Genomic DNA, 22,145 nt, shown 5'->3' with positions numbered 1-22,145 from the left:
GTTATCGCGGGATAAATGAGCCCAGTCAATGTTTGCGCGGATGATTAAAAGCTTCGTCAATACACCCGGAATGCTCAGCGGGCTGGCCTGGCGCCAGCCCGCTCGGTTTACAGCACCTTGCTGAGGAACGCGGCGGTGCGTGGGTTGCTCGGCGCGCTAAAGATCTGCCCCGGCTTGCCCTCTTCCTGAATCACGCCCTGGTCGATGAAGATCACCCGGTCGGCCACTTCGCGGGCAAAGCCCATTTCGTGGGTCACGATCACCATGGTCATCCCCTCGCTGGCGAGGTTTTTCATCACCTCCAGCACGTCGCCCACCAGCTCCGGATCCAGCGCCGAAGTGGGCTCATCGAACAGCATTATCGACGGCTTCATCGCCAGCGCGCGGGCGATGGCTACCCGCTGCTGCTGGCCGCCGGACAGGCTCGAGGGCCAGGCGTCGCGCTTATCGCTTAAGCCTACCTTCGCCAGCAAGGCTTCCGCCAGGTCGACCGCCTGCTGGCGCGGCATATTGCGCAGATTCATCGGCGCCATGATCAGGTTTTCCAGCACCGTCATGTGCGGGAACAGGTTAAAGCGCTGGAACACCATGCCGACGCTTTCGCGCATCTTGTTGAGGTCGGTGGTCCGGTCGTGGGCGGCAAAGCCGTTAACCACCACCTCGCCTTCGCTGACCGTCTCCAGGGCGTTCATGCAGCGCAGGAAGGTGCTTTTCCCCGAGCCGGATGGGCCGATGATGCACACCACTTCCTGCGGTTTAATATCGCAGCTGATGCCGCGCAGCACGTGGCTGTCGCCGAAGCGCTTATGTAAGTTATTAATGTGAATCACTTTTGCCAAACCTCTTTTCCAGACGGTTAACCAGCTGCGCCAGCAGGAAGGTGATCACCCAGTAGACCAGAGAGATGGTCAGGTAGGGTTCCCAGTAGGTGGCGTAGGCGCCGGAGACGGTGCGCGCGGCATAGGCCAGATCGGCCAGGCCAATCGCCGAGGCCAGCGACGAGTCTTTGACAATGGCGATGGCGTTATTGCCCAGCGGCGGCAGAATGCGGCGAAACGCCTGCGGCAGGATCACCTTGCGCATGGTTTTCCACCACGGCATGCCCAGCGCGCGGGAGGCCTCCATCTGCCCTTTGTCGATCGACTGGATGCCGGCGCGGAAAATCTCCGACACATAGGCCCCGGCGTTAAGGGTGATCGCCACGATGCAGGAGAGGAACGCCCCGTAGCTGGCGCGCAGCTCGCGGGCAAAGTCGGCGCTCATCAGGCCGCTGGTCACCAGCAGGCCGTCGCGCGGGTTGATAAACAGCGGCACCAGCGCAAAGTGCACCACCATAATCTGCACGAACAGCGGCGTGCCGCGGAAGGCGCTGACGTAAAAGCGCACCGGAAACTGCACCAGGTAGCGGAGAATATATTTCCACGGCCCGTGCTCGGCCTTCGCCATCCGCCCGAGACCGAGAGTTAACCCCCACAGCGTCCCGAGGATCACGCAGATAATGGTACATTTAATCGTCATCAGGGCGCCGTCCACAAACAGCGGGCCGTACTCCTCGATGATCTCCCAACGGAATCCCGTCATAGTCCTTCCCTAAAAAATACGGCTATCGCCTGGGCGATAGCCGTGGTCACTGAAAAAGGTGGATTATTGCGCTGGCAGCGTCGGCACGTTGTCGTCGAACCAGGTTTTATAGATTTTGGCGTAAGTCCCGTCAGCAACGATCTTTTGCAGCCCGGCGTTGATTTTGCCCAGCAGTTCGCTGTTGCCTTTCGCCACCGCAATACCGAAATACTGACGCTCAAATTTGGCATCCGGCACCAGCTTGAACTGCTTCTCCGGGTGCTGTTTGATGTAGTACTTCACCACCCCGACGTCGCCTACCGCGGCGCTGACGCCGTCCTCAAACAGCTCCTGGAGCATCAGCGGGGTATTGTCGAAGCGCTTGATCGCGGTGCTGTTTTTACCCAGCACCTCAGAAACCACGATATCGCCGGTGCTGGAGTTCACCACCCCGACCTTCTCGTTTTTCAGGGCCGCCAGTGAATCCACCTGCGAGTCCTGAGCGACGACGATAGACTGTTCGGCCGGGAAGTACGGCGCGGAGAAATCGACCATCTGTTTGCGTTTATCGGTGATGGTGATCCCGGAGATGATGATGTCGCGGTCGCCGGTGTTCAGCGTGGCGAAGATGCCTTCCCATGGGGTATTGACCAGCTTAACGTCAAAGCCTTCGGCTTTGGCGATGGCTTTGATGATGTCGATGTCGAAACCTTCCAGCTGTTTCTGGCTGTTTTCAAATTCAAACGGCCGGTAGGTGCCGCCGGAGCCGACGGTATAGGTTTCCGCAGCCGCCTGTCCGGCAGCCGTCAGCGCGGCTATCATGCAACACGCTTTGAGCAAATTCTTGACCATGAGATTTCCTTTTTATGCATTTATTTTGCATAAAAATACACACACTCACTTTTATATGCAACCGGAAACCTTCCCGCTGGTGAATTATCTTCTCAATGGCCCCGTTTACCGCCGGATTTACCGATAGCCCGATGCAGATCGTTGATTCGTTTCAGGGATTTCACCGTTTTTTGTGGCGTGGTAGAGGCCACCGACAGGACAATCATCTCGAGACAGACCAGCACCGTACCGTGCAGCGGCATCCGGCTACTGTCCCCGCCGCGCGGGACGTCGATCACCACCTGCGCCTCCTGGCTGAAGCGCGAGTCCACCGCCTGGGTCAGCAGGATGGTCGGAATACCCAGCCGCTTCGCCTCGCGCAGGGTGGTCAACCCTTCGCGATGGGGGGATTTTTGCCCCATCATGATCAGCACATCGCCGCGCTGCAGGCCGATAAGCTGTTCGGCAAGGCTAAAGCCCGTGCGGTTCATCACGTACGCCGGCAGGCCAATACGGCTGAACAACCGGGCGGTGTATTCGGCGAGGATCCCCGAGGCGCCGATACCGAAGATCCCCACCTGGCGCGCGTCGCTGAGCAATGCCACCGCCTGAGCCACCGCCGCGCGGTTGTCGGCCCGCGACAGGACCTCGCACACCCGCTGATGGCCTTCAAGCACAAAATCAATACTGGAGTTGACGTCGCTGGAGAGCGCGGTAACCGTCGAGCGCATCTTTTCCGCCGAGGTGACCGAGGTGCCGAACCAGCGCTCCATGGTCTGCTTAAGCTCGCGCAGCCCGGCGAAGCCCAGCGCCTGGATGGCACGCACCACCGTGGCGTCGGAGGTCTGGGTCGCGGTGGCGATCTCCATCGCCGTATGCTCCAGCACCACCTCGCGGTTGTCGTTGATATAGCTGACCACCGCCCGCAGCCGGGGGGAGAGCTGGTGCGCCCGGGCGCGATAGCGTTCGCCGAACAGATCGACTTTGCCCTTCTCTTTTTTTACCGCGCTTTTCATTTGGCCTCCGCCGGGATCGGCCTGCCGGCAATATGCGACTGCACCTGGGCCACCATCAGGGACAGCGCGGCGTAGGAGTTGGAGATCACCTCTTCCCGCGGCAGTAAAATATAGTGCCCGGTGCGGCAGGCGCGCATAAAGTCGCACCAGCCGGGCATCACGCCTTCCATCGCCTGCAGCTCATCCTGCGGCTTACCGCCGGTATCCGACCGCCAGGTGGCGAAGACAAAATCAGCGTCCAGCTCCGGCAGCTGTTCCGCGCTGACGTCAATGCGCTGACCATCGGGGATCCGCTCAATCAGCGGCGGAAAGCGGAACCCGGCGTCGCGCAGCACCCGGCCCAGCGCATGATACGAATGATGCACCGTGACCTTGCCGTTGTTCGCCTGGATCACTGAGACGCTGTACTGCGGTGGGTTGACCATCGCTTTCAGCTGCTTGATTTGCTCCTGATAGCGGCGCTCGAGGATCGCCAGCCGCGGCTGGGTGCCGGTCAGCTGCGCCAGCTTGCGGTAAATCTCCGGGGCGCTGCCCTGCAGATGGTCGATGCTCACCGTCGGGGCAATCTTCTCCAGTTGCTCTACCGACACGTGGCGGCTGGGCTCGGTGATGATCAGATCCGGCCTGGCGGCGGCTACCGCTTCCAGATCGATATCGGCGGTGCCAATAAAGCGGATATCGCTGTTGTCGAAATCGACGCCGGTGAGCTGGGCGCTGGATCGCAGGTAGTGGCTGCCGTCCGGGCGCGTCCGGCCGTGGCTGGCGATCGGCGGCGCCCCGAGCTCAATCAGCGGAATGGTAATGTCGAGATCGTGCATCGAAACGATACGCTGCGGATGCAGCGGCACGGTGACGGTGCGGCCTAAATCATCGGTGAAAGTTTGAGTTTGTGGGGCGGCGGCGCTGACGGCCCCCGTCAGCAACACCAGCAATGAGACGAACCAACGCATACTACCTTCCTGGTTAAAGGGCATCACGGCGACGCCAGAGCAAGACAACGAAGAACGGGCAGCCCACCAGGGCAATGACAATCCCCGCCGGGATCTGCAGCGGGGCAAACGCCAGCCGGCCAAGGGTATCGGTCGCCAGCACCAGCAAGGCGCCAATCAGCGCGCTGCCGCACAGCAGCGATACCTGGCCGCCGCGCAGCACGAAACGCGCCATATGCGGCGCCATCAGGCCCACAAAACCCAGGCTGCCGACGCAGGAGACGCTGGCCGAGGTCAGCAGCACCGGCGCAAAAAAGCGCAGCATCGTCAGCTGCTGCAGACGTACGCCGAGGCCGATGGCGGTCCGGTCGCCCAGCAGCGCCACGTCCGCCGCCCGGGCGGTACAGAACAGGATGATGGCCCCGGGCAGCGCCCAGCAAAAGGCCACCGCCAGCAGCGGCCAGGTGGCGGCCTGCAGGCTGCCCGCCAGCCAGATCATCGCCGTCTGCACGTCGCGTACGTCGGCGGTGGTCATAAAGATGCCGACCGCGGCCGCCAGGCTCCAGGAGACGCCGATGCCAATTAAAATAAAGCGCGGCCGCGAACAGTCGCGAGCCAGCGTCAGGACCAGCAGGGCCACCGCTATGCCGCCGACCATCCCCGCCAGCGGCCGCCAGACCAGGCCTACTGCCGGGAAAAACAGCACCAGCGCCAGAACCACGATGCTTGCCCCCTCTTTGACGCCGATCAGCCCCGGGTCGGCCAGCCCGTTACGGGTGATGCTCTGCATCGCCGCGCCGGCCAGCCCCAGCATGGCCCCGCACAGCAGCGCCATCAGGATCCGCGGCAGGCGGATATCAAACAGAATAAAGCGCGGCTGCTCGCCCATCTCCTGCGGCGCCAGCAGGGTCCGCGCCAGCGTCGACGCGGGCAGCGGATAGCTGCCGCGGCTAAGGCTGTACAGCCCCAGCGCCAGCAGCGTCAGCACTATGCTGGCGGCAATTTTTAACGCCGCAGGACGCAGCAGCAGATGACGGGAGGCGAAAGCCAGCGGCCGAAAACCGGCCCGGTGAACGGCGCGCGTCATTTAAAAAACCTCGCGGCGATAAAGATAAACAACGGCGCGCCCACCAGGGCGGTCATCGCTCCGGTGGCCAGCTCCTGCGGCGCGACCAGCGTCCGGGCGGCGATATCCGCCAGCACCAGCGCCAGCGCTCCCACCGGCGCGGCCAGGGGCAGCGCCAGGCGGATGTCTTCCGTCACCAGACGGCGCACCACGTGCGGCACCACCAGCCCGACGAAGCCGATCGGCCCGGCCACCGCCACCGCCGCGCCGCAGAGCAGCGCAATCGCCAGCAGGCCCAGCAGCCTCGTCTGGACGAGATTAACGCCAAGGCCCAGCGCCACCTTATCCCCCAGCGCCAGCACGTTGAGGCGTGGGGCAATGATCAGCGCGACGCCAAGGCCGATCAGCGCCGGAACCAGCGCCGTCTGCAGCGTGCTCCAGTTCAGTCCGGCCAGGTCGCCGGCCAGCCAGGTGCGCATCGCCAGCAGCGTCTGTTCATCGAGAATTAATATCGCCGCCGTCACCGCCGACGCAAACCCTGACAGCGCCACTCCGCACAACGTGATGCGCAGCGGCGTCGCCCCGCCGCGCCCGGCAGAGGCCAGCGCCATCACGCCACCGAACAGCAGCCCCGCGCCGCAGGCGGCGGTCAGCGGGCGCCCGGCGGGGAAAGCGCCGAAGGACAGGCCCAGCGCCGAGGTCGCCACCACCGCCAGCGAGGCGCCGGCGTTAAGCCCGAGAATATGCGGCTCGCCAAGCGGGTTACGGATCACCGTCTGCAGCAGCAGCCCGGCGACGCCGAGCGCCGCGCCGGTCAGCAGCGCCGCCGCCAGCCGCACCAGACGCAGATCGATGATAATCCGCTGCTCAAAGTTGCGCGGATCGTACTCCAGCAGCGCCTGCAGCACCGTCTGCGGGGCGATCCAGCGGGCGCCTAAGCCAAGATGCACCAGCGAGGCGGCGATAAGCAGCAGCGTTAGCAGAAGCAGCGCCAGCCGGGGGCGACGCCGCGCGGAAAGCAGGATGGCCACGCTCATTGTGCCGCTGCCTGGCGGGCGCGAAACGGCATAAAGAAGGGTTTGCCGGTTTGCGGGTTAATCGACATCTGCACGTCAACGTCAAACACGCGTTTAATCAGCTCAGGGCTACAGACATCGTTGTCGCTAATCGTGCCAGCGATGCGCCCCTGTTTAAGGAATACCAGCAGATCGGCGTAGTTCACCGCAAAGTTAAGGTCATGGAGCACCGTCACCACCGTGCGGCCATGTTCGCGGGTGAGGGTCTGGAGCAGCTCAAGGATATCGACCTGATAGCGCAGATCGAGCCAGGTGGTCGGCTCATCGAGCAGAATGGTGGCCGTTTGCTGGGCCAGCGCCATGGCGATCCAGCAGCGCTGACGCTGGCCGCCGGAGAGGCTGTCCACCGGCAGATGGGCGAATTCGGCGGTACCGGTTAAGCGCAGCGCCTCCTCTACCGCCAGCTCATCGGCCTCGGACCACTGGCGCATCAGCCCCTGCCACGGGTAGCGCCCGCGCGAGACCAGCTCGAAAACGGTCAATCCTTCCGGGGTCAACGGCGATTGCGGGAGGATGCCCAGCTGGCGCGAGACGGCTTTCGTCGGCATCTGGTGAATGGCTTGCCCGTCCAGACGCACGCAGCCGCCGAGCGGTTTCAGCATTCTGGCGATGGTCGAGAGCAGCGTGGATTTGCCGGATCCGTTCGCCCCGGCCAGCACCGTCATTTTGCCGGTGGGAATGGTCAGGTTGATATCGTCAACGATCAGGGTCTGGCCGTAGCCGGCCGACAGGGCATCCAGTACGATCCCCTGCTCTGCAGGTTTCACCCGCTGTGGCATAACTCGCTCCTGCGCCGCAGCGTTCCAGGCGATAGCTGGACATTCTGCAGTCAAATCAAAATAAATCTCATTCTCTTTTGATCATGACGGGGATGAATGTAGTAGTCAATACTCGCCATCGTCTTCAGACGGGGACGCTGACTACAGCGAGACTGTGCCAACGCAATATAATTAAAATAAAATAATATCAGATAGATAACTACAGAACATTCCCTACTGGAGGTGTTTAAAACGTCCTGTTCCTCGCCGCTGAATTTTTATCTTGCATAACGTTTACTACTACATCCCTTCATGATTGAATGATTCTCAATTACACATCTGAAGGCGCATTCAGACGCTAAACAGAGTGCTTTTATTATTCAGGGCAATGATTTTATTGGCTTAATCTGACCGCAAAGGCAGATTCGTTCACGAGAAACAGATAATGACTCAACCCCATGTCGCCTGCAGGACGTTGCCAGGGCGCGCGCTTTTTTCGCTTCTTTTTTTAGCCTCACCGGGATTAATGGCCGCCGACAATCGCGCGGCGAAAAGTACTAACGACGCGGAAGAGACCATCACCGTAGTGGCCGACGGCGCGCAGCAGAGCGCCACAAGCGGCTATCAGCCGCTCAGCTCCGCCACCGCGACGCTAACCTCGATGCCGCTGCTGGATATTCCCCAGGTGGTCAATACCGTCAGCGATCGGGTTCTCGAAGATCAGCACGCCACCTCACTCGATGAGGCGCTGTATAACGTCGCTAACGTGGTGCAGACCAACACCCTCGGCGGTACCCAGGACGCCTTTACCCGCCGCGGCTTCGGCGCCAACCGCGACGGCTCGATCATGACCAACGGCCTGCGCACCGTGCTGCCGCGCAGCTTTAACGCCGCCACCGAACGGGTGGAAGTCCTGAAGGGGCCCGCCTCGACGCTGTACGGTATCCTCGACCCCGGCGGGTTGATCAACGTCATCACTAAACGGCCGGAGCGGCAGTTCTCCGGTTCGGTTTCCGGGACCTCCACCAGCTTTGGCGGCGGCACCGGCAGCGTCGACATCACCGGCCCCATCGAAGGCACGAATCTGGCGTACCGACTGATTGGGGAATATCAGAATGAGGATTACTGGCGCAATTTCGGTAAAAACAAAAGCAGCTTTATCGCCCCTTCCCTGACCTGGTTTGGCGAGCGGGCAACGGTGACCGCGTCCTATTCGCACCGCGACTACAGCGCCCCCTTTGATCGCGGCACTATCTTCGATCTGAATACCGGCCATGCGGTGAACGTCGATCGCAAAATCCGCTTCGATGAAGCGTTTAATATTACCGATGGCTATTCCGATCTCGCTCAGCTCAACGCCGAGTATCGCCTTAACGACGCCTGGACCGCGCGCTTCGATTACAGCTACAGCCAGGATCACTATAACGATAACCAGGCGCGGGTGATGGCCTATGATTCGGCGACCGGCAACCTCACCCGCCGGGTCGATGGTACCCACGGTTCAACGCAGAAGATGCACTCCACCCGCGCCGACCTGCAGGGCAACGTGGTAGTGGGCGGCTTTTATAACGAGCTGCTGACCGGCGTCGCCTATGAGAATTACGATCTGCTGCGCACCGATATGCTGCGCTGTAAGAACGTTAAAGGCTTTAACATCTATCATCCGGTCTACGGCACTCTCGACACCTGTAATACCGTCTCCGCCTCCGACAGCGACCAGCGGATCCAGCAGGAGAGCTATGCCGCATACGTGCAGAACGCGCTGTACCTGACCGACAACTGGATCGCCGTCGCCGGCGTGCGCTACCAGTACTACACCCAGTACGCCGGTAAAGGCCGACCGTTTAACGTCAATACCGACAGCCGCGATGAGAAATGGACGCCGAAAGCCGGCCTGGTCTACAAGGTCACGCCGAACGTCTCTCTGTTCGCCAACGTCGCCCAGTCGTTTATGCCGCAGTCGTCGATCGCCAGCTATATCGGCGAGCTGCCGCCGGAAGAGTCCACCTCTTACGAAGTGGGCGCCAAATTCGACCTGTTAAACGGCATTACCGCCAATATCGCGCTGTTTGATATTCATAAGCGTAACGTGCTGTACACCGAGAGCATTGGCGATGAGACGGTGGCCAAAACGGCGGGCAAAGTGCGTTCCCAGGGCGTGGAAGTGGATCTGGCGGGGTCCATCACCGATAACCTCAGCGTGATCGCCAGCTACGGCTACACCGACGCCAAAGTGCTGGAAGATCCGGATTACGCCGGGAAACCGCTGCCAAACGTACCGAAACATACCGGTTCGCTGTTCCTGACCTATGACATTCATAACGTCTATAACAGCAACACCCTGACCGTCGGCGGCGGCGGCCACGCGGTCAGCAAGCGCTCCGGCACCAACGGCGCGGATTATTATCTGCAGGGGTATGCGGTGGCGGATGTGTTTGCCGCCTATAAGATGAAGCTGCAGTATCCGGTGACGCTGCAGGTGAATGTGAAGAACCTGTTTGATAAGACCTATTACACTTCCTCGATCGGCACCAATAACCTCGGCAACCAGATTGGCGACCCGCGCGAAGTGCAGTTCACGGTGAAGATGGATTTTTAAGCCGGACCATGGCGTCGCGCCGGATATTCATTGCCGGGCGGCGCTGCGCTTGCGCCGGCCTACGTTTCCGTGACATTTGTCGCAGCTCGTAGGCCCGGTAAGGCGCAGCCGCCACCGGGCAAAACAGGCGCCTGGCGCCGGATGCCCATTGCCGGGCGGCGCTGCGCTTGCGCCGGCCTACGTTTCCGTGACATTTGTCGCAGTTCGTAGGCCCGCTAAGGCGCAGCCGCCACCGGGCAAAACAGGCGCCTGGCGCCGGATGCCCATTGCCGGGCGGCGCTGCGCTTGCGCCGGCCTACGTTTCCGTGACATTTGTCGCAGTTCGTAGGCCCGGTAAGGCGCAGCCGCCACCGGGCAAAAACAGGCGCCTGGCACCGGATGCCCATTGCCGGGCGGCGCTGCGCTTGCACCGGCCTACCTTTCCGTGACATTTGTCGCAGTTCGTAGGCCCGGTAAGGCGCAGCCGCCACCGGGCAAAACAAGCGCCTGGCACCGGATGTTCATTGCCGGGCGGCGCTGCGCTTGCGCCGGCCTACCTTTCCGTGACATTTGTCGCAGCTCGTAAGCCCGGTAAGGCGCAGCCGCCACCGGGCAAAAACAGGCGCCTGGCACCGGATGCCCATTGCCGGGCGGCGCTGCGCTTGCGCCGGCCTAGTTTCCGTGACATTTGTCGCAGTTCGTAGGCCCGGTAAGGCGCAGCCGCCACCGGGCAAAAACAGGCGCCTGGCGCCGGATGCCCATTGCCGGGCGGCGCTGCGCTTGCGCCGGCCTACCTTTCCGTGACATTTGTCGCAGTTCGTAGGCCCGGTAAGGCGCAGCCGCCACCGGGCAAAAACAGGCGCCTGGCGCCGGATGCCCATTGCCGGGCGGCGCTGCGCTTGCGCCGGCCTACCTTTCCGTGACATTTGTCGCAGCGCCACCGGGGAATGCGTTCAGCTTACCAGTCCGCCTCCTGGCCGAGGATGCGCAATATATCCTGACGATGCTGCAGCAACTGCGGGTTATCACGATGACGGGGAAAAGCCAGCGGCAGCGCAAACTCGGCGATAATCCGCCCTGGACGCGGCGACATCACCAGCACCCGCTCGCACAGCAGCAGCGCCTCTTCGATATCGTGGGTCACCAGCAGGCTGGTATACCCCTGCTGCTGCCAGAGGGCGATCAGCTCCCGCTGCATACTGATGCGGGTCAGCGAATCGAGTTTGCCCAACGGCTCGTCGAGCAGCAGCAGACGCGGTTCGTTCAACAAGGCGCGCGCCAGCGCCGCACGCTGTGCCATCCCTCCGGACAGCTGCCGCGGCCACGCCTCGCTGAAGGCCTGCAGCCCGATGCGGTCAATCAGCGCGTCTGCCTTCGCCTCCAGCCCCTTTTTCCCCTGCGCCTGCGGGCCCAGCAGCACGTTCTGCCGCACCGTCAGCCACGGATAGAGCGTCGGATCCTGAAACACCAGAATTCGCTCCGGCCCCGGGGCGCCGAGCGCCGCGCCGTCGATCTGCATCTGTCCGCTCTGCGGCGCTTCCAGCCCCGCCAGCAGCCGCAGCAGGGTTGATTTACCGCAGCCGGAAGGGCCCAGCAGCGCCACGCTTTCCCCCGGGCGCAGCTGCAGGCTAATATTCTCCAGCACCGGTACCGTCTGTTTGCCAAGCGTAAACGCATGATGAAGATGGCTGATGGATACCGCCGCGCCGCGCGCTATCGTCTCGGTTACCATTGCATCCCTCCTCGCTGCCAGCTCAGCAGCCGGTCACGCAGCATAAATAATCCGCTTATCAGGCCGGAGCATAACAAGGCCATCACCAGCAGCGCGGCATACATATTCGGATAGGCCGCCCAGCCTTGGGCCCACTGGAGGTAAAAGCCGATCCCCGACTTCACCCCGACCATTTCGGCGACAATCAGCACCGAAAACGACGCGCCGAGCCCCATAAACAGGCCGACAAAGACGTTCGGCAACGCGGCGGGGATCGCCACCCGCAGGATCAGGAAACGCTGGCTGGCGCCGAGGGTCCGCGCCACGTCGTACCACGCCTTATCAATGCCCATCACTCCGGACCAGGTCAGCACCGTGACCGGGAACCAGGTGCTCAGCGCGATCAAAAACACGCTGGCGCCGAAGCTCGAGGGAAAAATAAACAGGCACAGCGGCAGCAGCGCGGTGGAGGGCACCGGCCCCAGCAGACGTAACACCGGATGCACCCAGTAGCCAATCCGTTGCGACCAGCCGATGGCCAGACCGGTGATGAACCCGCTGCTGGTACCCAGCAGCACACCGAGCCCCAGCAGCCCCAGGGAGTGCAGCAGGCTGTCGAGCAGGCGCGGCCAGTCGTCGTGAAGCACCTCGATCAGCGCCTGCGGCGGCGCGAAGAATGGTACCGGCAACACGGCAGTTTTGGCGGTCAGCCCTTCCCAGGCAGCAAACAGCACCGGCAGCAGCGCCAGCCACTTGCCGGCATGCAGCACACGCGCGCCGCGCGCCCGCCAGTAGCGATAGCTCAGCGCCAGCAGCAGCAAGCCGCCGCCGAGGGTGAATTGCGCCAGCGCCCAGCCTTCGCTAAACGGCCAGCGCCGCCCGGCGTCGGGCCAGGTCAGAGTAAACAGACCGCCCAGCAGCCACAGCGTGGCGGCCAGCAGCCCTTCTCCCCACAGCGGCGCGCGGCCGGTGGGGCGCGCCAGAGCCTGCTCAGGCGAATACGTTGGCATAGATACTCTCCGCGAACTGATGGGGATCGGTACCCGGCTTGATCACCTGCACCCGCTGCAGGTCGACCGCATACTGCGTCAGCTCTTTCACGAACGCTTCGCCCACCGCGTGATGGCCGTGGCCCTGCCCGTGCAGGATGCCGCTCACCTCCGCTTCACTGGTATTCAGGGCATGGGCGAGGAAGGATTGCGCCACGCTTTCCGGATGCGCAGCGGCATAGCTGTGCGCCTCAAGGATCGCCTGGGTGAGCGCCGCGGCGGCCGGTTTATGGTCCCACGCCAGGCTCCCGCTCACCCCCAGCACGCAGCAGCTGAGGTTGGCATAATCCCCGGTCATATTGCTGGCGATCAGCTGATACTTACCGGTCTCCAGCAGACGATAGCTAAACGGCTCGCTGCCGCTGATGGCGGCGATTTCGCGCTTGTCCAGCGCCACGCTGAGCAGATCCGCCGGGTAGACTTTCCACTGCACGTCGCTGATCGGGTCGATACCGTGGCGCTTAAGCAGAATGGCGAAGAAGTTTTTATCCGGTCCGGCCATGTCGGTGACGCCGATGGTTTGACCCTTCAGGCTCTCGAGGCCGCCGAACGGCGAGTCTTTAGCCGTCAGCAGGTTCAGACAGCCGCCGTGGGTCCCGGCGGTGAGCTTGACGTCAAAGCCCTGCTCCAGCGCCTTCAGCCAGCGCAGCGCCATCCCCACCCCGGCGTCGGCCTTACCGGTGGCGATCGCCTCCAGCAGCACATCGGTGGAGCTGCCGAAGTTAACAAACTCAACGTCGAGGTTGTATTTACTGAATATCTTCTGCTGCTCGGCGACGGCGACCGGCGCGAGGCATACCGCGCTTTTGTTGATCGCCAGCTTGATCTTGTAGGGCTCTGGCAGGCGCAGCGCCGGATGGGCATCGCCGCCGGCCATGTCCGCCATATCATGAGCCCACAGCGGCAGAGAGACCCCGGCCAGCGCCAGGCCGCCGCTGAGCTGTAAAAAACGGCGGCGGGAAAAAGGGGTTCTGGTCATGGCGTCACCTCGGCGGCGGGCACGCTAAAACGGCGGTCAAAGGTCGGCTTCACGTCCAGCCGGGTGCGGATCAGGCCGTTGGCGAGATAAAAGTCCGCCGTTGCCTGCTGCTGGGCCACTGTTTCCTCGGCCAGCGGCTGCCACTGCGACTGGCGGTTGGCAAACTGCGCGCGGGCGATCTCCGCCGGGAAGCGGATGATCCCCCCCAACGTTTTGCCGTAGCTGTCGAGATTGGCGTAGGCCCAGCGCTCGGCGCCGGCCAGGCGCTGGAGATAATCCTGCAGCGCGGCGCGTTTTTGCGGATCGTTAAGCGCGGAATCCGTTGCCGCGAGGAAGGTATTCCCCGGCAGCAGCCCTTTGCCGCTCACCAGGATCTGCCCCTCGTTGGTCTTCACCATTTGGGTGGTGTAGGGCTCCCAGGTCGCCCAGGCGTCCACCGAACCGTTTAGCAACGCCACTTTGGCGTCCACCGGGCCGAGGAACACCCACTGCACCTCCTTCGGTGAAATCCCCGCCTGCTCCAGCGCTTTCAGCGCCACGAAATGACCAATCGACCCTTTACCGGTGGCGATGCGTTTGCCTTTTAAATCAGCGCCGCTTTTTAACGTGCTGCCGGGGGATACCAGCACCGCGGTCCCCGCCGGGTTGCTTTTATCCACGGCAATAGCTTTGACCGGCGCACCGTTGGCCAGGGCGAAGAGCAACGGCGCATCGCCGATGATCCCCGCGTCCACGGCGCCCGCGTTGAGGGCTTCCGCCAGCGGCGCGGCGGCCGGGAACTCGGCCCACTTAATGTCGTAAGGGAGATTTTGCAGGGCGTTGGCCGCCTCCAGCTGCGAACGCATGCCGCCTTTTTGATCGGCGATACGCAGGGTAAGCCGCTCCTGCGCTGTCGCGTAGCCGCCCAGCGCCAGCAGCATCAGCGCGGCCGCCACCCGGCCTGAAAATGATAGACGCATCGTGATTATCCTTGTGATTGAAAGACGAAGTTGCCGGCTGCCAGCCAGGCGCTGTCGCTCTGTGGGGTATGTACCCGTCCGCAGAGCACATTGCGGTAGTGGCGTTCCAGCGGGTTTTGTCGGCTGAGACCATGATTGCCGGTCAGCTCGAGCGCGATATTCACCGCCTGAATGGCGTTGTCGGTGATGGTGACTTTCGCCAGATTGGCCTCAATGGCGGAAAAGCGCAGCGCGGCGGCCTGCTCCAGCAGGCTGCGGTTGACCAGCAGCAGCCCGGCGATCTGCCCGACTTTCTCCTGCACCCGTGGCAGACGAGAGAGCGGATGGCCGAGACCGGCGGGCACCCGCCCCGCCAGCCACCTCACCAGCCAGTCGTGAGCGGCGTGGGCAATGCTGTCATAGATCGCCGCCAGCAGTGCTGTCTGCCGGTTGGCGAACAGGCGAAACGGTTCGGCCTGGGCGGCGGGTGGCGCATCGGCCGGCCAGACATCCACCGCGTGCTCTGCCGCCACCCGAACGTGGTTAAAAATAACTTCATGGCTGCCGGTGGCCCGCATCCCGGCGTGATCCCAGCTCTTCACCACCGTGATACCCGGGCTGTCGCCAGGCACCAGCCAGGTACCCACCAGCGGCGGGTTATCATCGCTTCTGGCCCACACCGCCAGCCAGCGCAACCCTTCAATGCCGGTGGTATAAATTTTATGGCCGCTGATGTCCCAGCCCTCCGCGCGACGGGTCGCCACGGTGTCCGGCAGGCCGCCCCGCGCCGGGGAGCCCAGCTCCGGCTCGACGCGCAGGCTGTTGATGAGGCCACCGTGTTCGACAGCATCGTGAAAAACCTGCTGGCGCAGCGGCGCGTGCCAGGCGTCGTTTTCCGCCAGCCGCAAATGGTGGAGATACTGCATGCAGACAATCAGCGCTGTCGCCGGCTCTCCCCAGGCGATGGCGGCGATGACCTGCTGCAGCTGGGCCAGACTGGCGCCCGCGCCGCCGCAGGATGGCGGCACGGCGAGACTTAACCAGCCCCCCGCACGCAGATGGTCGATATTACGCCAGGGAAACTCGCCGCTGGCGTCAAGGCTAGCCGCCTGCTCCGCCATCTGCTGGCGAAGCGCCGTCAGCTGCCGGGCCCAGTCGTCGCGCTCAGGATGGATCACGATGCGCGCTCCGCCACCGCACGCCGCGCGGCTTTTTCCCGGGCGATCGGCAGCAGCGCCCGGCCATAGTCGGCCGCGTCGTTCAGCGGATCGAAGCCGCGGATCAGGAAGTTACGCACGCCGAGGTCGTAGTAGTCGAGCAGCGCATCCGCCACCTGCTCCGGGGTGCCCACCAGCGCGGTGGAGTTATGTCCGCCGCCCACCAGCTGGGCGATGCCGGTCCACAGGCGTTTGTCCACCACTCTGCCCTGCGCCGCGGTAGCCCGCAGCCGCTGGGCGCCGATGCTGTCCGGTTTGGCTTTGAACCCGCCCCCGCGCTGCGCCGCCTGCTCGGTGGCGACGTGCAGGATATGCTCGGCTTTCTCCCAGGCTTCGGCTTCGCTGTCGGCGATAATCGGCCGGAACGAGACGCTGAAGCCGATATCACGCTGGTGTTTCGCCGCTTCGGCGCGTACGCGCTGGATGGTCTCGCCGGTTTGCGCCAGCGACTCGCCCCACAGCGCGAAGACGTCGGCATGTTTGCCGGCGACGGCGATGGCCGCTTCCGACGAGCCGCCAAAATAGATCGGAAGATGCGGTTTTTGCAGCGGGCGAATGGCGGACCAGGCCTGCTCGGCCTGATAGAAATCGTTGTGAATATCCACCGGCTGCTCGCTGGTCCACACCTGGCGCACGGTGTCGAGGAAGGCGTCGGTGCGGGCGTAGCGCTGGTCGTGGTCGAGATAATCGCCATCCCGGCGCTGCTCGGCATCGTTGCCGCCGCTGATGATATGCACCGCCAAGCGGCCCTCCAGCAGGTGCTCAAGGGTAGCGAATTTGCGCGCGGCAAGGGTTGGGGAAACAAAACCGGGACGATGGGCCAGCAGGTACTGAATTTTCTGCGTCGACAGCCCGGCCAGGGCCGTCACCAGAAAGCCGTCGGGTTGATCGGACCAGTGGCCGACCAGCAGACGATCAAACCCGGCGGCTTCATGGGTTTGCGCAAAGCGAACGATATAGTCGCGGTCAAAGATCGGCCCCACCGGGGCAATCGTTTCGGAAGAGAGGCGGTGGCCAATCATGCCGAGAAACTGAATGCTCATGAACAACTCCTTGCGTCAGGGTAATGGAGTGGCCGCGACAGCGGCGCTGGTCATTACCCTATACAGAGCGTGTTAATGAGCAAAATGCATTTTTATCATATCTTAATATGCTTAATTAGCATTAAGCAAAAATACATAGTGCTTTCAGCCGGATACGGTCAGCTGCTGCATCACTTTGCTGGCAAAAAAGGTCAGCGGCGGCAGCAGGTTCGCCAGATACTGGGCGTGGACCAGCCACAGTGAGACCGCAGGCTGAAAATCGCTGAGGCTGAGGACCGCGACCTCGTCCCGCCACGGGCTGCTGGCCAGCGCCGCCCTCGGCACCAGCCCCAGCCCCAGCCCCTGCGCCACCAGCGCTATCTGCAGCTGCGCGCCCGCGCTCTCGACGTTGAGCGTCAACCGCAATCCCTTGCTCTGCAGCTCGCGAATGAGCCCGGCGCGCAGGCCACAGCCGTCGGGGTTAAGGATCCAGCCCCGTTCGGCGCACTCCCGCAGGGATGACGCGCGCAAATTCAAACGCCGGCCGACGATCGGCACCACCTCCAGGGGACACAGCAGGCGCCCGCTGTAGCCCTCGGCGAAGTTTTGCTGGGCGGGCCCCATCGCCAGCATGCCGTCCAGTTCGCCGTTTTCCAGCCGGCGCTGCAGCTGTCCGCTCCAGCCGCAGGTGATCTGCGGCGACAGTCCGGGAAACTGCTGGCTCAGCGCCGACAGCGCCGCCGGCAGGGCAATCTCGCTGAGACTCTGCGGCACGCCGAGACGCAGGGCGCCGCGCGGCTCGCCTTGCGGATCCAACAGGCTGTAGAGTTTTTTCGTCTCACGCTTAATGCTCAGACACTGCTCGTACACCCGGTGTCCAGCGGCGGTCAGGGTCAGCGGGCGGGTCTGGCGCTCTAACAGCGTGACGTTCAGCTCCTGTTCCAGACGCTGCAGGCGCCGGGTGATGGCCGACTGGGTGATCCCCAGATATTCCGCGGCCTGATTGAGGGAGGAAAACTGCACCGTGGCCAGCAAAGCGTCGATATCGTCAATGCGCATAGGAACCTTATGTGAAATTTGCATATTAATATATGCGTAAATTGCATTTAAATAATATTAACGCCTCTGTTAGCGTTTTGACCAGTCCCTCTGACAGGAACCGCACATGACTGCACCACGACTGGAAAAATTACGCCATTTCATTCATGAGGTAGACCGCCTGCACCGCGAACACCACCAGACCGCCCCGCTGCTTGACGCCGTGGCGCAGCGGCTGGCGGCGCTGGTGCGTTACGACGACTGGCTGCCGGAAGAGTACACCCTGCCGCATCCGCACCATTACCAGCAGTATCTGCTGCATGCCGACTCCGGGGAGCGCTTCTCGATTGTCAGCTTCGTCTGGGGACCGGGGCAAGCGACGCCGATCCATGACCACCGGGTGTGGGGGGCCATTGGGATGCTGCGCGGCGCGGAGGAAAACCAGCGCTACCAGCTGGATGCCGATGGCATACCGCGCGCGCTCGGCGCCGCCACGCTTCTGGAAGCAGGCCAGGTGGAGAAAGTATCCGCTGACGATGGCGATATTCATCGCGTCAGCAATGCGCTGGCGGATCGCGTCTCCATCAGCATTCATGTCTACGGCGGCAATATCGGCGCGGTGAAGCGCGCCGTGTATACCCCGGAAGGGCAGCAGAAACCGTTTATCTCCGGCTACTCTAACCGCCATTTACCCAATATCTGGGATTCCTCCCGCGAACATCAAGGATAACCACTATGTCCACCTACGCTTATCGCCAGGCCGCCGGGATCCGCCAGGCGCTGCTCGACCGTCGTGAACTGGCGCTGATCGACGTCCGTGAAGAGGCCGATTTCGCCACCGCTCATCCGCTGTTTGCCGTCAATCTGCCGCTCAGCAAACTGGAGCTGGAGGTCCGCCGGCGGATACCGCGCTTCACCACCCCGCTCACCGTCTACGACAACGGCGAGGGTCTGGCGGAGATCGCCGTCGAACGGCTGCGGTCCTGGGGCTATCAGGATGTGGCCCTGCTGGCCGAGGGTATCGCCGGCTGGCGCCGCAGCGGCGGCGAACTGTTTCAGGACGTCAACTCCGCCAGTAAAGCCTTTGGCGAGCTGGTGGAAAGCGTGCGTCACACACCGTCGCTCAGCGCCCAGGAGGTTCAGGCGCTCATCGACAGCCGGCAGGAGGTGGTGATCGTCGACGCCCGGCGCTTCGATGAGTACCAGACCATGAGCATCCCCGGCAGCATCAGCGTGCCCGGCGGCGAGCTGGCCCTGCGGGTGGAGAGCCTGACGCCCTCCCCGCAGACGCCGGTTATCGTCAACTGCGCCGGACGCACCCGCAGCATCATCGGCACCCAGTCGCTGATCAACGCCGGCGTGCCAAACCCGGTCCATGCCCTGCGCAATGGCACTATCGGCTGGACGCTGGCCGGCCAGACGCTGGCGCACCAGCAACAGAGGCAATACGATCCCGCCGCCCGCGCCTCCGGCGCCCGGACCGCTGCGGTGGCGCATTTTGCCGAACGGGCCGGGGTGGCGGTCATCGATGAGGCCACGCTGCAACGCTGGCTGCAGCAGAGCGACCGCACCACCTTCCTGTTTGATGTCCGCAGCCCCGAAGAGTACGCGGCGGGTCACTATCCCGGCAGCCTGAGCGCGCCAGGCGGCCAGCTGGTGCAGGAGACCGACCACTTCGCCAGCGTACGAGGGGCGCGCATTGTGCTGCTGGATGACGATGGCATCCGGGCGGCGATAACCGGCTCGTGGCTGGCGCAGATGGGCTGGGAGACGGCGCGGCTGAGCGCGCTGTCGGCCAGCCAGTTGAGCGAACGCGGGGTGCCAGCCGCCGAGGTGCCGCCCGGCCCGCAGGCGGAGGAGATAAGCCCGGCGCAGCTGGCGCAACAGCTGGAAGAACCCGGTACGGTGGTGCTCGATTTTACCACCAGCGCCAACTTTGTCGCTCGCCATATCCCCGGCGCGTGGTGGCTGACGCGCTCGCAGCTGCGCCAGGCCCTGGAGGTGATCCCTCCCGCCCAACGTTACGTGGTGACCTGCGGCAGCAGTCTGCTGGCCCGCTACGCGGTGCCGGAGGTGGCGGCCTTGACCGGTAAACCGGTGCAGTTGCTTACCGGCGGGACGCTGGCGTGGATCGCCGCCGGTCTGCCGCTGGCGCATGGCGACAGCGGCCTCGCCGTCGAGCGCCGTGACCGCTATCGTCGTCCGTACGAAGGAACCGATAATTCCGCCGAGGCCATGCAGGCCTATCTGGAGTGGGAGTATGGCCTGGTGGATCAGCTGGCCCGCGACGGCACCCACGGTTTTCGGGTGCTCTAGCGCGAGCCCGCCTCAGGCTTCGCGCATGATCCACGAATACTGAAAGCTCTTCGGCGCCGGAAAATGGGTCCGGCGCCGGTAGGAGCCCAGCGACTGCGGGGTGCAGTAGGTACAACTCCCCAGCCATTCAACGCTCGCCGGCGCCACCCCCGCCTCTGCGAAGATCGCTTCGGCAAAGGCGCGCAGATCAAACCACAGATTATCGCTGCCGCGTGCGGCGGCTTTGAGCGGATCGCTGACCGGGCCCGAACGGGAGTGGAACAGCCGCTGGCGATGGCGGGCCACCCGGTCACCGCCGGGCTGGTCCAGCAGTTGCTGATAGAATCCGGCGGAGACTTCGTAACAGCAGGGGTGAATATACGGCCCCACGGCGATGACCAGATCGGCCAATGCCACCCCCTGCTGGCGAAAACAGGCCAGACTGTTGTCGACAATACCGCTGACCAGCCCCTGCCAGCCGGCATGCACGCTGCAGACGTAGCGACCGTCGCGCGAGGCGATCAGCAGCGGCAGACAGTCGGCGGTCACCACCCCCACCTTTTGCCCGGCTACCGCGGTAAACACCGCGTCGGCGTGCGGGCGCGTCGGCAGCGGCTGCTGATAATGATGAACCTCATTACCATGCACCAGCTTCACCGGAGCCAGCTCGGCATAGGGAAAGACGGCGGTTTCATGGACATCGAGAAAAGCGTGGCGGATGCCAGGGATCGCATTGAGCAAACGGGAGGTGTAAGCCATAGGGACGATAAGCGTCAGGGAATGATGTCTTACCTTAGGCCAGGGGACGCGGACAGGCAAGGCGGCGGCCCGGCATTTTTTTACCAGACCGCCGGATGCATATCAGACCATGGCCGCGCGCTGCTGGCGATGCATCAGCCAGAACACCGCCACGCCGGCCAGCACAATGCCCGGCGCCGAGGCCGCCATCACCCCGACGGTGCCGGTGCCGAGGGCCAGCATCTTGCCGGCCAGCAGCGGGCCGCTCATCGCCCCAAGACGCCCCACCGCCACGGCGGTGCCCACCCCGGTGGCGCGGATGGCCGCGGGATAAAAAAGCGGCGCCAGAGCGTAAAGCACACTTTGTCCGCCGGTGGCGAACAGCCCGGCGACAAACCCCGCCAGCAGCATGCCAGTCAGCGACGACGCGCTGCCCAGCGCCAGCAGCGACGCCAGAATGCCGCTGTAGATCAGGAGCGACATCCGCAGCGGGGTGAGCTTATCCATTAGCGCCCCCAGCAGCAGCGTGCCGCAGGCGGCGCCGATCTGCAGAGAGAACATCACCCCGGCCGCCTGGCTGGCGCGGAATCCCTGGCCCACCAGCAGCATCGGCAGCCAGTTGATCAGCATATAGACCACCAGCAGGGTGAAAAAATAACCCAGCCACAGCAGCAGCGTAGCGGCGGCCTGGCCCGGGGCAAACAGGGTGCGCAGCGGCACGCTGGCCTCCGCGCGCTGAAACGCCTGCGACTCCGGCAGCCAGCGCATCAGCAATGGGATCAGCAGCAGCGGGACCACGCCGCCAATCCAGAAAATAATCTGCCAGGCCGCGGCGAGACCGGAAAAGCCCAGCGCTGCCGCCAGCGCGGCGCCAATGGGTACGCCGCAGTACATCAGGCTTACCGCCCGGCCGCGGAAACGTGAGCCAGCGGCTTCCGAGGTTAAGGCAATCAGGTTCGGCAATGCCGCCCCGAGCCCGACGCCTGTGAGCAGGCGCGCCAGCAGCAGCGTCGGGAAGCTCCATGCCAGCGCGGTGGCCAGCGAGAACAGGCCAAACAGCAGCACCGACCCCAACAGAATGCGCTTACGCCCGTGGCGGTCCGCCAGCATGCCGCCCACCAGCGCGCCGGGCAACAGGCCGAGGATCCCGGCGCTGAAGATCCAGCCCATCTGCATTTTATCCAGCGCAAAGGCCTGCGCCATGCCGACGGCGGCGATCCCCGCCGCCTGCAGATCCAGCCCTTCCATCAGGGCCACCATAAAACAGAGCCCGATGGTGACCACCAGGCGCGAGGGGGTTGCAGTCGTTATCTTGGTCATAGGGTACCTTGGCGATAGCCGAAC

18 protein-coding genes and 2 pseudogenes are annotated in these 22,145 nt (G+C 63.5%); 3 read left to right on the top strand and 17 right to left on the bottom strand.

Annotated elements, in window-relative coordinates; translation table 11 throughout:
- Positions 1 to 107 precede the first annotated feature (107 nt).
- From ACR809_RS10875 to ACR809_RS10840, 8 genes and pseudogenes are all read right to left on the bottom strand, one after another.
- Positions 108 to 830 carry an amino acid ABC transporter ATP-binding protein gene (locus ACR809_RS10875; RefSeq protein ID WP_002908374.1) on the bottom strand — a complete coding sequence of 241 codons (723 nt, stop codon included), beginning with the start codon at positions 828 to 830 and terminating at the stop codon, positions 108 to 110.
- A complete protein-coding gene (locus ACR809_RS10870) occupies positions 817 to 1,581 on the bottom strand; it encodes an amino acid ABC transporter permease (RefSeq protein ID WP_004151161.1) in 765 nt (254 codons plus the stop codon). The genes ACR809_RS10875 and ACR809_RS10870 overlap by 14 nt, the downstream gene beginning before the upstream one ends.
- A gap of 63 nt (positions 1,582 to 1,644) precedes the next feature.
- On the bottom strand, positions 1,645 to 2,412 hold the full coding sequence (locus tag ACR809_RS10865; protein ID WP_002908376.1) for a basic amino acid ABC transporter substrate-binding protein: 768 nt from the start codon (positions 2,410 to 2,412) through the stop codon (positions 1,645 to 1,647).
- A gap of 92 nt (positions 2,413 to 2,504) precedes the next feature.
- Positions 2,505 to 3,438 (bottom strand): annotated as a pseudogene (locus tag ACR809_RS10860) (MurR/RpiR family transcriptional regulator).
- Positions 3,404 to 4,381, bottom strand: coding sequence for an ABC transporter substrate-binding protein (locus tag ACR809_RS10855; RefSeq protein WP_162992575.1), 978 nt, complete (start codon positions 4,379 to 4,381; stop codon positions 3,404 to 3,406). The pseudogene ACR809_RS10860 and the gene ACR809_RS10855 overlap by 35 nt, the downstream one beginning before the upstream one ends.
- Positions 4,371 to 5,423 carry a FecCD family ABC transporter permease gene (locus ACR809_RS10850; protein ID WP_122051239.1) on the bottom strand — a complete coding sequence of 351 codons (1,053 nt, stop codon included), beginning with the start codon at positions 5,421 to 5,423 and terminating at the stop codon, positions 4,371 to 4,373. Before ACR809_RS10850 ends, ACR809_RS10855 begins: the two co-directional genes overlap by 11 nt.
- The gene (locus tag ACR809_RS10845; RefSeq protein WP_122051238.1) at positions 5,420 to 6,439 is read right to left on the bottom strand and encodes a FecCD family ABC transporter permease; all 1,020 of its coding nucleotides are present in this window, start codon (positions 6,437 to 6,439) and stop codon (positions 5,420 to 5,422) included. Before ACR809_RS10845 ends, ACR809_RS10850 begins: the two co-directional genes overlap by 4 nt.
- Complete coding sequence (locus ACR809_RS10840; protein ID WP_002908416.1) at positions 6,436 to 7,257, bottom strand: ABC transporter ATP-binding protein; 822 nt, start codon at positions 7,255 to 7,257, stop codon at positions 6,436 to 6,438. Before ACR809_RS10840 ends, ACR809_RS10845 begins: the two co-directional genes overlap by 4 nt.
- Before the next feature lie 505 nt (positions 7,258 to 7,762).
- On the opposite strand from ACR809_RS10840, the gene ACR809_RS10835 reads away from it, so the two are divergent.
- Positions 7,763 to 9,835: a TonB-dependent siderophore receptor gene (locus ACR809_RS10835; protein ID WP_004180325.1), complete on the top strand. Its 2,073-nt coding sequence runs from the start codon at positions 7,763 to 7,765 to the stop codon at positions 9,833 to 9,835.
- Positions 9,836 to 10,772: 937 nt separating this feature from the next.
- Here ACR809_RS10835 and ACR809_RS10830 read toward each other — a convergent pair.
- From ACR809_RS10830 to ACR809_RS10800, 7 genes and pseudogenes are all read right to left on the bottom strand, one after another.
- Positions 10,773 to 11,546: an ABC transporter ATP-binding protein gene (locus tag ACR809_RS10830; RefSeq protein ID WP_002908439.1), complete on the bottom strand. Its 774-nt coding sequence runs from the start codon at positions 11,544 to 11,546 to the stop codon at positions 10,773 to 10,775.
- Complete coding sequence (locus ACR809_RS10825) at positions 11,540 to 12,535, bottom strand: ABC transporter permease (protein WP_117110760.1); 996 nt, start codon at positions 12,533 to 12,535, stop codon at positions 11,540 to 11,542. Before ACR809_RS10825 ends, ACR809_RS10830 begins: the two co-directional genes overlap by 7 nt.
- Positions 12,516 to 13,553, bottom strand: a complete 1,038-nt coding sequence (locus ACR809_RS10820) for an ABC transporter substrate-binding protein (protein ID WP_122051237.1) — start codon at positions 13,551 to 13,553, stop codon at positions 12,516 to 12,518. The genes ACR809_RS10825 and ACR809_RS10820 overlap by 20 nt, the downstream gene beginning before the upstream one ends.
- Positions 13,550 to 14,512, bottom strand: a complete 963-nt coding sequence (locus ACR809_RS10815; RefSeq protein WP_122051236.1) for an ABC transporter substrate-binding protein — start codon at positions 14,510 to 14,512, stop codon at positions 13,550 to 13,552. The genes ACR809_RS10820 and ACR809_RS10815 overlap by 4 nt, the downstream gene beginning before the upstream one ends.
- 5 nt (positions 14,513 to 14,517) lie before the next feature.
- Positions 14,518 to 15,669 carry an acyl-CoA dehydrogenase family protein gene (locus tag ACR809_RS10810; protein WP_004891252.1) on the bottom strand — a complete coding sequence of 384 codons (1,152 nt, stop codon included), beginning with the start codon at positions 15,667 to 15,669 and terminating at the stop codon, positions 14,518 to 14,520.
- A pseudogene (locus ACR809_RS10805) lies at positions 15,656 to 16,751 on the bottom strand (LLM class flavin-dependent oxidoreductase). Before ACR809_RS10805 ends, ACR809_RS10810 begins: the two are co-directional and overlap by 14 nt.
- Positions 16,752 to 16,895: 144 nt before the next feature.
- A complete protein-coding gene (locus tag ACR809_RS10800; RefSeq protein WP_122051235.1) occupies positions 16,896 to 17,789 on the bottom strand; it encodes a LysR family transcriptional regulator in 894 nt (297 codons plus the stop codon).
- 106 nt (positions 17,790 to 17,895) lie between these two features.
- Here ACR809_RS10800 and ACR809_RS10795 point away from each other — a divergent pair, with 106 nt between their 5' ends.
- Entirely contained in the window at positions 17,896 to 18,498 is a 603-nt protein-coding gene (locus ACR809_RS10795) for a cysteine dioxygenase (RefSeq protein WP_002908526.1), read from the top strand.
- Positions 18,499 to 18,503: 5 nt separating this feature from the next.
- Positions 18,504 to 20,084 (top strand): rhodanese homology domain-containing protein, encoded by a 1,581-nt coding sequence (locus ACR809_RS10790; protein WP_122051234.1) that lies wholly within the window; start codon positions 18,504 to 18,506, stop codon positions 20,082 to 20,084.
- Between the two features lie 12 nt (positions 20,085 to 20,096).
- Here the strand turns inward: ACR809_RS10790 and ACR809_RS10785 are convergent, their stop codons facing one another.
- Together ACR809_RS10785 and mhpT are read right to left on the bottom strand one after the other, a co-directional pair.
- On the bottom strand, positions 20,097 to 20,822 hold the full coding sequence (locus tag ACR809_RS10785; RefSeq protein ID WP_064278918.1) for a polyphenol oxidase family protein: 726 nt from the start codon (positions 20,820 to 20,822) through the stop codon (positions 20,097 to 20,099).
- 102 nt (positions 20,823 to 20,924) lie between these two features.
- Positions 20,925 to 22,121, bottom strand: coding sequence for a 3-(3-hydroxy-phenyl)propionate transporter MhpT (gene mhpT / locus ACR809_RS10780; RefSeq protein ID WP_004148691.1), 1,197 nt, complete (start codon positions 22,119 to 22,121; stop codon positions 20,925 to 20,927).
- Positions 22,122 to 22,145: the final 24 nt, after the last annotated feature.

It is taken from the genome of Klebsiella sp. CD33, from assembly GCF_051992865.1.
Taxonomy (GTDB): domain Bacteria; phylum Pseudomonadota; class Gammaproteobacteria; order Enterobacterales; family Enterobacteriaceae; genus Klebsiella; species Klebsiella pneumoniae.
This window is presented reverse-complemented; position numbering and strand designations above follow the sequence as displayed.

What these genes read in the sequence shown, in the direction of transcription:
- ACR809_RS10870 (WP_004151161.1), bottom strand. Translation starts at nt 1,581, where the DNA reads ATGACGGGATTCCGTTGGGAGATCATCGAGGAGTACGGCCCGCTGTTT.
- ACR809_RS10865 (WP_002908376.1), bottom strand. Translation starts at nt 2,412, where the DNA reads ATGGTCAAGAATTTGCTCAAAGCGTGTTGCATGATAGCCGCGCTGACG.
- ACR809_RS10855 (WP_162992575.1), bottom strand. Translation starts at nt 4,381, where the DNA reads ATGCCCTTTAACCAGGAAGGTAGTATGCGTTGGTTCGTCTCATTGCTG.
- ACR809_RS10850 (WP_122051239.1), bottom strand. Translation starts at nt 5,423, where the DNA reads ATGACGCGCGCCGTTCACCGGGCCGGTTTTCGGCCGCTGGCTTTCGCC.
- ACR809_RS10845 (WP_122051238.1), bottom strand. Translation starts at nt 6,439, where the DNA reads ATGAGCGTGGCCATCCTGCTTTCCGCGCGGCGTCGCCCCCGGCTGGCG.
- ACR809_RS10840 (WP_002908416.1), bottom strand. Translation starts at nt 7,257, where the DNA reads ATGCCACAGCGGGTGAAACCTGCAGAGCAGGGGATCGTACTGGATGCC.
- ACR809_RS10835 (WP_004180325.1), top strand. Translation starts at nt 7,763, where the DNA reads ATGGCCGCCGACAATCGCGCGGCGAAAAGTACTAACGACGCGGAAGAG.
- ACR809_RS10830 (WP_002908439.1), bottom strand. Translation starts at nt 11,546, where the DNA reads ATGGTAACCGAGACGATAGCGCGCGGCGCGGCGGTATCCATCAGCCAT.
- ACR809_RS10825 (WP_117110760.1), bottom strand. Translation starts at nt 12,535, where the DNA reads ATGCCAACGTATTCGCCTGAGCAGGCTCTGGCGCGCCCCACCGGCCGC.
- ACR809_RS10820 (WP_122051237.1), bottom strand. Translation starts at nt 13,553, where the DNA reads ATGACCAGAACCCCTTTTTCCCGCCGCCGTTTTTTACAGCTCAGCGGC.
- ACR809_RS10815 (WP_122051236.1), bottom strand. Translation starts at nt 14,512, where the DNA reads ATGCGTCTATCATTTTCAGGCCGGGTGGCGGCCGCGCTGATGCTGCTG.
- ACR809_RS10800 (WP_122051235.1), bottom strand. Translation starts at nt 17,789, where the DNA reads ATGCGCATTGACGATATCGACGCTTTGCTGGCCACGGTGCAGTTTTCC.
- ACR809_RS10795 (WP_002908526.1), top strand. Translation starts at nt 17,896, where the DNA reads ATGACTGCACCACGACTGGAAAAATTACGCCATTTCATTCATGAGGTA.
- ACR809_RS10790 (WP_122051234.1), top strand. Translation starts at nt 18,504, where the DNA reads ATGTCCACCTACGCTTATCGCCAGGCCGCCGGGATCCGCCAGGCGCTG.
- ACR809_RS10785 (WP_064278918.1), bottom strand. Translation starts at nt 20,822, where the DNA reads ATGGCTTACACCTCCCGTTTGCTCAATGCGATCCCTGGCATCCGCCAC.
- mhpT (WP_004148691.1), bottom strand. Translation starts at nt 22,121, where the DNA reads ATGACCAAGATAACGACTGCAACCCCCTCGCGCCTGGTGGTCACCATC.